Raw genomic sequence first — 8,023 nt, forward strand, 5'->3', positions numbered from 1 at the left:
GTACCATCCGCGCGCCCGGCGGCCGTCGCCGCGCACCCGAGGCGAGAGGAGCAGGCATATGCGCTGGGAAGGCAACGAACAGTCCGACAACGTCGAAGACCGCCGCAGCGGTGGAGGGGGAGGCGGCGGCTTTCCGATCGGCGGTCGCACCGTCGGGCTCGGCACCGTCGCGGTCGCGGTGGTGGCGGGCTGGATCTTCGGCATCAATCCGCTCACCATGCTGAGCCTGCTCAGCGGCGGCGGCGGTCCGGTGGCGACCCAGCAGGCACCGGCCCAGGCGCCGCCCGCCAACGACCGCGAGGCGGCGTTCGTCTCCACCGTGCTGCGCAACACCGAGGTGGTCTGGTCCGAGATCTTCCGCCAGGGCGGCGCCACCTACCGGCCGGCCAAACTGGTGCTGTTCCGCGGCGCAACGCCGACGGCCTGCGGCACCGGGCAGGCGGCGATGGGGCCGTTTTACTGCCCCGGCGACAAGAAGGTGTACATCGACCTCAGCTTCTACGACACGCTGAAGAACCGGCTGGGCGCGCCCGGCGAATTCGCCCAAGCCTACGTGATCGCCCACGAGATCGGCCACCACGTACAGGACGAGCTCGGCATCACCGCCAAGGTCGACGGCATGCGCGGTCGCCTGAGCGAGACGCAGAACAACGCGATGAGCGTGCGGGTGGAACTGCAGGCGGACTGCTTCGCCGGCGTGTGGGCGCACCATTCGCAGGAATCGAAGCAGTGGCTCGATCCGGGCGACATCGAGGCGGCGATGAATGCCGCCGAGAAGATCGGCGACGACACCCTGCAGCGCTCCGCCGGCCGCGCGGTGGTGCCCGACAGCTTTACCCACGGCAGCAGCGCGCAGCGCCAGCGGTGGTTCGCACAGGGCTACAAGACCGGCAGCGTCCAGTCCTGCGACACCTTCAACGCCCGGAGCCTCTGACCAGATGGAAATCGGGTGATGGCGCCCGCTGCATCTTCGCAGTGCGCTATCGAATGCATAGCGTCCGGTGCGTCGTCAGCCCCCGGCCTGAACGCGGCTTCCTGCTGCGGATTTCAGCAAATCGGCGCTGGGTGCGACAATCGCCGGCTCAATGACGACATCCTTCTCCGAACTCTCGCTCGCCGAACCGCTGGCGCGCGCCGTGGCCGAAATGGGCTACGAACACATGACGCCGATCCAGGCGCAGGCGATTCCGGTGGTGCTGCAGGGCCGCGACGTCATGGGCGCTGCCCAGACCGGCACCGGCAAGACGGCCGCCTTCTCGCTGCCGCTGCTGCAGCGCCTGCTCAAGCACGAAAACGCCTCCACCTCGCCTGCGCGCCATCCGGTGCGCGCCCTGGTGCTGCTGCCGACCCGCGAACTCGCCGATCAGGTGGCCCAGCAGATCAAGCTGTACGCCAAGTACACGAACATGCGCAGCGCCGTGGTGTTCGGCGGCATGGACATGAAGCCGCAGACGCTGGAACTCAAAAAGGGTGTCGAGGTGCTGGTCGCCACGCCAGGCCGTCTGCTCGACCACATCGAGGCGAAGAACGCGGTGCTCAACCAGGTCGAGTACGTGGTGCTCGACGAAGCCGACCGGATGCTGGACATCGGCTTTCTCCCCGATCTGCAGCGCATCCTGAGCTACCTGCCGAAGCAGCGGACCACCCTGCTGTTCTCCGCCACCTTCTCGCCCGAGATCAAGCGGCTGGCCGGCAGCTACCTGCAGGACCCGGTGACGATCGAGGTGGCCCGCTCCAACGCGACCGCCTCCACCGTCGAGCAGCATTTCTACAGCCTGAAGGAAGACGACAAGCGGCGCGCGCTGCACCAGGTGCTTCGCCAGCGCGGCATCACGCAGGCTTTCGTCTTCGTCAACAGCAAGCTGGGCTGCGCCCGGCTGGCACGGTCGCTGGAGCGGGAGGGCCTGAAGACGGCCGCACTGCACGGCGACAAGAGCCAGGACGAGCGGCTGAAAGCGCTCGCGGCCTTCAAGGCGGGAGAAGTCGACCTGCTGGTGTGTACCGACGTGGCCGCCCGCGGCCTCGACATCAAGGACGTGCCGGCGGTGTTCAATTTCGACATCCCGTTCAATGCCGAGGACTACGTGCACCGCATCGGCCGCACCGGCCGGGCGGGTGCGTCGGGTCTGGCGGTCAGCTTTGTCGGTGCGGACAGTCGCAACGACGGCCGGCTGGCGGCGGACATCGAGAAGCTCATCGGCAAGAAGATGGAGCTGGAAGCGCTCGAGTTCGAGGAAGACCGGCCGCGCGGCCGGATCAACGACGGACGTCGGATGTACCGCGAAGGCGAGGAGGGCGGCGACCGTCGTCCGCGTCGCGAGCCCCGGTCCGATGGCCGGGCGCCGTCCGCGGCGCCGTCACGTGCGCCGTCTGCCTCGCGCGACCCGTTCTTCGACCGGCCGTACGAGGCGGGTACGGCCGCCGAGGCGCCGGCCTGGGAGTCCGCGGCCCGCACGACCGCCGCGCCGCGCGGCATTTCCGCCAACATCAAATCCAAGCGGAAGGTGGCGGCCCTGTTCAAGGCGCAGCCCGCGCCGGTGCCGGCGCCTGCACCCGCTGCATCGCCGGCACTGCAGCCCGAGGCCGAGCCGCAGACCTGAGCCGCTGCTCGCCTGCTCAGCGCCCGGCGTTTTTGCCGGGGACGAGCACCTGTTCGCAGTGCACCTGGATGCGCTCGTTGTCGCCCCACCGCCGGCCGAGCCGGACAGCCGTCAGGCAGCCGCCCCAGACGCAGCCGGTGTCGAGCCCCAGCAGGTTCGGCCGCTCCAGCCAGCCGAGGGCCGACCAGTGGCCGAAGGCGACGGTGATGCCCGCCGTTCGCCGGCCCGGCACGTCGAACCACGGCAGGAAGCCTGCGGGCGCATCGTCCGGACCTTCGGACGATACGAAATCCATCCGGCCCTCCGGCGTGCAGAACCGCAGCCGGGTAAGCGCGTTGACCACGACCCGCAGCCGGTCGGCGCCCTGCAGCCCCGGGTCCCAGGCGTCCGGCAGGTTGCCGTACATCGTGCCCAGAAAGCCCGGCAGATCGTCGCCGCGCAGCACGCGTTCCACCTCGCCCGCCAGGGCGAGCACCTGCTCCGCATCCCAGGCCGGCAGCACGCCGGCATGCACCATCAGCAGGTCCTGTTCGCCGTGGGCCAGTCGGATCGCCATGCGCCGGCGGCGAAGTCCGTCGAGCAGGGCATCGCGGTCCGGGGCCGCAAGGATGTCGTCCAGCGTGTCCTTGCGGCCGGGCGAGCGCACGCCGTGCGCCACGGCGAGAAGGTGCAGGTCGTGGTTGCCCAGCAGGCAGTGCGCCGCATCGCCGAGCGCCGCGAGGCGCCGCAGCACCGCCAGCGATTCCGGCCCCCGGTTCACCAGGTCGCCCAGAAGGTACAGCGTGTCGCGGCTGGGCGAGAAGTCGATCTGCGCCAGCAGGCGCCCCAGCGCACCGTCGCAGCCCTGCAGATCGCCGATCAGATAAATTGCCATTTCCCTATTGTCCTCACCCTCCATGGATTTCCTGCTCATCGCGCTGCTAACCCTGCTGAACGGCGTCTTCGCCATGTCCGAACTCGCACTGGCCTCCAGCCGCCGGGCCCGGCTGGTCGCCATGTCGGAGGCCGGGGACCGCGGCGCGACCGCCGCGCTGGCGCTGCTGGCGCAGCCGACGCAGTTCCTGTCGTCGGTACAGGTCGGCATCACCTCCATCGGCATGCTCAACGGCATCCTGGGCGAGGCGGCTTTCAGCGACGACGTGGCGGTGCTGCTGCGTTCGGTCTCGGTGCCGGAGCGGGCCGCCGAGATCGCGGCGACCGCCTTGGTCGTGACTATCATCACCTTCATCACCATCGTCTTCGGCGAACTGGTGCCGAAGCGGATCGGTCAGCTGTATCCCGAGGCGGTGGCCCGCTGGGTGGCTCGGCCGATGACCTTCGTGGCGCAGGCGGCCAAGCCCTTCGTGCGGCTGCTGTCGGTCAGCACCCATGCGGTGCTGCGGCTGCTGCGCATCGACAACAACGCCGGCCGCGCGGTGACGGAAGAGGAAATCGCCGCCAGCCTGGAAGAGGGCCTGGATGCCGGCGTGATCGAACAGCAGGAGCACCGCATGGTGCAGAATGTGTTCCATCTCGACGACCGGCCGCTCACCTCGATGATGGTGCCGCGCGGCGATATCGAATGGCTGGACGCGCGGGGCACCGTCGCGGAAGGACTGGCCCGGGCCGCCAGTCAGGGCGCGCACTCCTGGTATCCGGTCTGCCGTGACTCGCTCGACGATGTGGTGGGCGTGATCAGCGTGGCGCGCCTGCTGGAGCTGGGGCCCGACCACGTCGGTCTGCTCGCCGCGCAGGTCCTGCCCGCCACTTTCCTGCCGGAAACGCTGTCGGGCATGGAGCTGCTGGAGCAGTTCCGGGCCCAGTCCGGCCGCATGGTGTTCGTGGTCGACGAATACGGCGTGGTGCAGGGTCTGATGACGCCCCGGGACCTGCTGGAGGCGATCACCGGCGAACTTCAGCCCGGTGCCCTGACCGAAGCCTGGGCGGTCCAGCGGGCCGACGGGTCGTGGCTGCTCGACGGGCTGATGCCGGTCGGCGAATTGAAAAGCCGGCTGGATATTCGCGAATTGCCGGGTGAAGACCGCGGCCTGTACAACACCCTCGCCGGATTGCTGCTGTCGGAAATCGGCCGATTGCCCGGCGTGGGCGAGCATGTCGAATGCGGCGACTGGATATTCGAGGTGATCGACCTGGACGGTCGGCGTATCGACAAGGTGCTGGCAATCCGGCGCAAAACCCGGGAAACGCCGGCGTCATAATCGATAAAAAGTAAGAAGTTGGTTCTCGACGGGATTTTGGCGGCTCTGGCGTGTCTATAATCGCGTCTTTCATCGCGATACCCTCCGACATGACCACTTATAAAGAACTTCTCAAGCAGCGTGAAGCGCTCGAGGCCCAAATCAACGACGCGCGCCAGCGTGAACTGTCCGATGCCATTACCCGCGTCCGGACGCTGATCGAAGAATTTGGACTCACCGCAGAAGATGTTTTCCCGGCGGGCCGTACCCGTACCGGCGGTTCTCCCGCCAAAGGCAGCAAGGTTGCGGCCAAATACCGCGACCCGGCGACCGGCGCCACCTGGACCGGCCGCGGCAAGGCACCGAAATGGATTCAGGGCGAAGACCGCAGCAAATTCGCGATCTGAGCTTTCTGGCCGCCCGGCACTGATCCGGGCGCCGGTTTCGATGCCGGCGGCTGGCTTCGGATCGGACCGAAATCCCCGGCGGGTTTACCTCCGCCGGGGATTTTGTTTTGGGAACCTGCTCGCAGCCGTGCGCTGCGGTAGAGCAGGAGCCGGGCTTCCTGTCACGGCATGTTGCGCGCCGGTCATCACCCGCTGACAGAATGGGTGTAGATCACGGTGAACCCAGGAGCCCGCATGTCCCCCTCGAATACTCCCGCCCCGACGTCCACGGTCGCGGAATTCCGGATGTCGTCCGGCAAGACCGGTAAGTTCCATTCTTTACCGGCGTTGCAGCAGCGATTTCCGGGTATTGCCCGGCTGCCGGTCTCGATTCGCATCGTTCTCGAATCGGTATTGCGCCACTGCGATGGCCAGAAAATCACGGCGGAGCACGTCGCCCAGATTGCGCAATGGCAACCTCATGCGTCGCGGGTCGACGAGATTCCCTTTGTAGTCGCTCGCGTGGTGCTCCAGGATTTCACCGGCGTGCCCTTGCTGGCCGACCTGGCGGCGATGCGCAGCGTGGCCGGCAAAATCGGCAAGGACCCGAAAAGGATCGAGCCGCTGGTGCCGGTCGATCTGGTGGTCGACCATTCGGTGATGGTCGACTATTTCGGCACGCCGGCCGCGCTGGACCTGAATATGAAGCTCGAATTCCAGCGCAACCGCGAGCGCTACGAATTCATGAAATGGGGCATGCAGGCATTCGACACCTTCCGGGTGGTGCCGCCGGGATTCGGCATCGTGCACCAGGTGAACCTGGAATATCTGGCGCGCGGGGTGCATCGGGGCGACGATGGCGTCTATTACCCGGATTCGCTGGTCGGCACCGACAGCCACACCACGATGGTCAACGGTATCGGTGTGGTCGCGTGGGGCGTCGGCGGCATCGAGGCGGAGGCCGCGATGCTCGGCCAGCCGGTGTATTTCCTGACGCCGGACGTCGTCGGCTTCGAACTGACCGGCAAGCTGCGCGAAGGCGTGACCGCCACCGATCTGGTCCTGACCGTGACCGAGATCCTGCGCCGGCAGAAGGTGGTCGGCAAATTCGTCGAATTCTTCGGCGAAGGCACGCGGACGCTGTCGGTGCCGGACCGGGCCACCATCGGCAACATGGCGCCGGAATACGGCGCGACCATGGGTTTCTTTCCGGTCGACGACAAGACGGTGGACTACTTCCGCGGGACGGGTCGGAACGACGAGGAGATCGAGGCGTTCGAGGCGTACTTCCGCGCCCAGGGCATGTTCGGCGTTCCGCAGGCCGGCGAGATCGACTACTCCGAGGTGGTGAAGCTCGACCTCGGCGACGTGACGCCCAGCCTGGCCGGCCCGAAGCGGCCCCAGGACCGGATCGAACTGGGCCGGGTCGCCGACGAATTCGAAGCTCTCTTCAGCAAGCCCGCGGCCGAGAACGGCTTCAACCGGCCCGCCGATCTGTTGCGCGAACGGGCGGCCGTCAAGGCATCGGCTCCGCAGGCGCCCGGCACCGGCCGTGTGCCGGCAGGCGACTTCACCGTCGGCAACGGCGACGTGCTGATCGCGGCGATCACCAGCTGCACCAACACCTCCAACCCGAGCGTGCTGCTGGCGGCGGGCCTGCTGGCCAAGAAGGCGGTGGAAGCGGGGCTGACCGTGCAGCCGCACATCAAGACCTCGCTAGCCCCGGGCTCCCGCATCGTCACCGAGTACCTGACGCAGACGGGCCTGCTGCCCTATCTGGAAAAACTCGGATTCGCGGTGGCCGGTTACGGCTGCACCACCTGCATCGGCAACGCGGGCGATCTGACGCCCGAGATCAACCAAGCGATCACCGACGGCGAACTCGTCTGCGCCGCCGTGCTGTCGGGCAACCGCAATTTCGAGGCGCGGATCCATCCCAACCTAAAGGCGAACTTCCTTGCGAGCCCGCCGCTGGTGGTGGCCTATGCGATCGCAGGGACGGTGTTGCGGGACCTGATGACCGAACCGGTCGGCAAGGGCCACGGCGGACGGGACGTGTACCTCGGCGACATCTGGCCGTCCAGCGACGAGGTCCATGCGCTGCTGAAATACGCGATGAACGGCGACGCCTTCCGCGCCAACTACGCCAAGGTCAAGACCGACCCGGGCGAGTTGTGGGAGCGGATCGACGGCGTCTCCGGCACCACCTACACCTGGCCGGAGAGCACATACATCGCCGAACCGCCGTTCTTCGCCGGGTTTGCTCTCGAAAGCGGAGCAGCTGACGCAGGTGCGACGGGCGCTGGAGGCCAAAACACGTCGAAAGTCGAGGGGGCGCGCATCATGGCGCTGTTCGGCGACTCGATCACCACCGATCACATCTCGCCCGCCGGCTCGATCAAGGCCACGTCGCCCGCCGGTCAGTGGCTGCAGGCCCACGGTGTCCAGCCAGCCGACTTCAACAGCTACGGCGCCCGGCGCGGCAACCACGACGTGATGATGCGCGGCACCTTCGCCAACGTGCGGATCAAAAACCTGATGATCCCGCCGCGCGCCGACGGGTCGCGGGAGGAGGGCGGCGTCACGCTGTTCCAGAACCCGGGGCCGCAGCAGGGCGAGAAGATGCCGATCTTCGATGCCGCGATGCGTTACATCGACGCGGGCACGCCGACCGTGATCTTCGCCGGCGAGGAATACGGCACCGGCTCATCGCGCGACTGGGCCGCCAAGGGTACGCAGCTGCTCGGCATCAAGGCGGTAGTCGCGCGCAGCTTCGAGCGCATCCACCGCTCGAATCTGGTCGGCATGGGCGTGCTGCCGCTGCAGTTCCAGAGCGGCGACTCCTGGCAGTCGCTCGGCC

Annotated in this window: 6 protein-coding genes; 5 read left to right on the forward strand and 1 reads right to left on the reverse strand. The window is 67.5% G+C overall.

Features of this window, described 5'->3' with window-relative positions; genetic code table 11:
• Positions 1-58: 58 nt before the first annotated feature.
• Positions 59-934, forward strand: a complete 876-nt coding sequence (locus QZ500_RS10895; RefSeq protein ID WP_295855039.1) for a neutral zinc metallopeptidase — start codon at positions 59-61, stop codon at positions 932-934.
• A 151-nt stretch (positions 935-1,085) separates the two neighbouring features.
• Positions 1,086-2,600, forward strand: coding sequence for a DEAD/DEAH box helicase (locus tag QZ500_RS10900; RefSeq protein WP_295855042.1), 1,515 nt, complete (start codon positions 1,086-1,088; stop codon positions 2,598-2,600).
• Between the two features lie 16 nt (positions 2,601-2,616).
• On the opposite strand, the gene QZ500_RS10905 is transcribed toward QZ500_RS10900, so the two are convergent.
• Positions 2,617-3,474 (reverse strand): symmetrical bis(5'-nucleosyl)-tetraphosphatase, encoded by an 858-nt coding sequence (locus QZ500_RS10905; protein ID WP_295855045.1) that lies wholly within the window; start codon positions 3,472-3,474, stop codon positions 2,617-2,619.
• Positions 3,475-3,496: 22 nt separating this feature from the next.
• Between QZ500_RS10905 and QZ500_RS10910 the strand changes: the two genes are divergently transcribed.
• From QZ500_RS10910 to acnA, 3 genes are all read left to right on the forward strand, one after another.
• Entirely contained in the window at positions 3,497-4,798 is a 1,302-nt protein-coding gene (locus QZ500_RS10910) for a hemolysin family protein (RefSeq protein WP_295855047.1), read from the forward strand.
• An 89-nt stretch (positions 4,799-4,887) separates the two neighbouring features.
• The gene (locus QZ500_RS10915; RefSeq protein WP_295855051.1) at positions 4,888-5,184 is read left to right on the forward strand and encodes an H-NS histone family protein; all 297 of its coding nucleotides are present in this window, start codon (positions 4,888-4,890) and stop codon (positions 5,182-5,184) included.
• Positions 5,185-5,418: 234 nt separating this feature from the next.
• Positions 5,419-8,023: aconitate hydratase AcnA (acnA, locus tag QZ500_RS10920; protein WP_295855055.1), on the forward strand; the 2,605-nt coding region annotated here is incomplete at its 3' end.

This window comes from uncultured Xylophilus sp. (assembly GCA_913776965.1).
Lineage (GTDB): Bacteria > Pseudomonadota > Gammaproteobacteria > Burkholderiales > Burkholderiaceae_C > Xylophilus.

Bases quoted from the DNA above. Each gene is read 5' to 3' on its own strand.
- QZ500_RS10895 (WP_295855039.1), top strand. From the start codon at position 59: ATGCGCTGGGAAGGCAACGAACAGTCCGACAACGTCGAAGACCGCCGC.
- QZ500_RS10900 (WP_295855042.1), top strand. From the start codon at position 1,086: ATGACGACATCCTTCTCCGAACTCTCGCTCGCCGAACCGCTGGCGCGC.
- QZ500_RS10905 (WP_295855045.1), bottom strand. From the start codon at position 3,474: ATGGCAATTTATCTGATCGGCGATCTGCAGGGCTGCGACGGTGCGCTG.
- QZ500_RS10910 (WP_295855047.1), top strand. From the start codon at position 3,497: ATGGATTTCCTGCTCATCGCGCTGCTAACCCTGCTGAACGGCGTCTTC.
- QZ500_RS10915 (WP_295855051.1), top strand. From the start codon at position 4,888: ATGACCACTTATAAAGAACTTCTCAAGCAGCGTGAAGCGCTCGAGGCC.